Origin of the sequence: Legionella tunisiensis, assembly GCF_000308315.1 — a bacterium.
In the GTDB taxonomy this organism is placed as follows: Bacteria; Pseudomonadota; Gammaproteobacteria; order Legionellales; family Legionellaceae; genus Tatlockia; species Tatlockia tunisiensis.
In genome coordinates, this window is record NZ_CALJ01000158.1 from 1 (window position 1) to 1,710 (window position 1,710).

Below are 1,710 nucleotides of genomic sequence, written 5' to 3' on the forward strand. Positions count from 1 at the left end.
CAAATGATTTATTTGTTCAGGATTAGCCTGTCCTTTAGTTTGTTTCATTACCTGACCAATAAAAAATGCTAGTAATTTTTCTTTACCAGCCCGGTAATCTGCTGCTTGTTGAGGATATTGCTGAACAATTGTTTGAATAAGTTCCTCAAGTTGATTATGACTAACTTGCTCATAGCCTTCTTTCTTAATAATGTCTTCAACGCTGCCTTCGCCTGCCCATAATTTAGCAAAAATTTCCTTGGCGATTTTGCCTGATATTTTTTGCTCATGAAGATGATTTAGCAAAGAGGCCAGGGTTTTTGCAGAAACCGGTGGATTGTCAAAATCAAGATTGGTTTCGTTAAGAGCAGCTGCATAATTGCCTTTAAGCCAATTAATAACGATCTTGTCATCTGCATGACAGTATTGTTTTACCGTCTGGAAAAAATGGCAGGTTGCCGGGGAGGATAGTAAAAAATAAATGTCATCAGTATGCAGCGATTGATTTTTTCTGAGCGTTTGTCTAATTTGCTCAGGCAATAAGGGCATGTTTTGCGTAATGTCAGCCAGATTTTTGGCAGTTATATGAATTGGCAATAAATCTGGATCAGGGAAATAGCGATAATCATTTTCATTTTCTTTTGATCTTAACACTTGAGTAGTCTCGGTTGTTGGACAATAGAGTCTTGTCTCCTGTTGAACTGCTTGACCGCTTTCAAGTAAATCCTGATGTCTGGCCTGTTCATAGGTGATTGCTTTCTCGATAAAGCGGAAAGAATTAAGATTTTTAAGTTCTGTGCGGGTACCAAGCTTGCTTGAACCAGCAGGTTTTAGAGAGATATTCACATCGCAGCGAAAAGAGCCTTCCTGCATATTGCCATCACAAATTCCTAGAAAGCGAACTAGCTGATGTAAGGTTTTAAGGTAGTTCACAACCTCTTCAGCCGAGAAAAGACAAGGGGCAGTGACGATCTCCAGCAGTGGAGTGCCGGCGCGATTCAGATCGATTCCGGTATATTGCAGATGAGCATCGTGCAGTGATTTACCAGCATCTTCTTCCAGATGGGCTCTGACGATAGTAATTTCTTTTGTGCTCCCATCGTTCATTTCGACAAGCAGCGAACCATCACTAACAATAGGACGTTGGAATTGACTTATCTGGTACCCTTTAGGTAAATCCGGATAAAAGTAATTTTTCGTTCAAAGTAGGAATAATCATTGATTTTAGCATGAATAGCCAAACCGAACTGAATAGCCATTTCTACTGCTTTTTGATTCAGCACAGGTAAAATGCCAGGTAAGCCCGCATCAATAAAACAGGTTTGTGAATTAGGTTGTGCACCAAAACGAGTTGCTGCTCCTGAAAAAAGTTTTGATTGTGTTTTTAATTGAGCATGAACTTCAAGACCAATAACAGTATCCCATGCCATAAATATCACCCTTTTATAGGTTGGTCTGGCTTGGTGCCAGTTGGTATCTTGTTGATAAAAATAAGCAAGGTTGAGTAATTGCGCCTCGCTAAAATGGTTGCCGATTAATTGCATACCAATAGGTAAACCCTGACTAAAACCTGCAGGAATAGAAAGAGCAGGAAGACCCGCCAAATTGGCTGCTACTGTAAATACATCTGCCAGATAATTTTGTATAGGATCGGTTTTTTCACCCAGCTTAAAGGCACAAGTGGGTGTAGTAGGACCAAGTATGACATCGACCTGACGTAAAACATCTTGT

General features: G+C 40.1%; 2 pseudogenes. Both read right to left on the minus strand.

Features of this window, described 5'->3' with window-relative positions:
* A pseudogene (gene gatB / locus BN58_RS23935) lies at positions 1 to 1,409 on the minus strand (Asp-tRNA(Asn)/Glu-tRNA(Gln) amidotransferase subunit GatB); the annotation flags it as partial.
* Between the two features lie 21 nt (positions 1,410 to 1,430).
* Positions 1,431 to 1,710: pseudogene (locus BN58_RS37735) on the minus strand (amidase family protein); the annotation flags it as partial.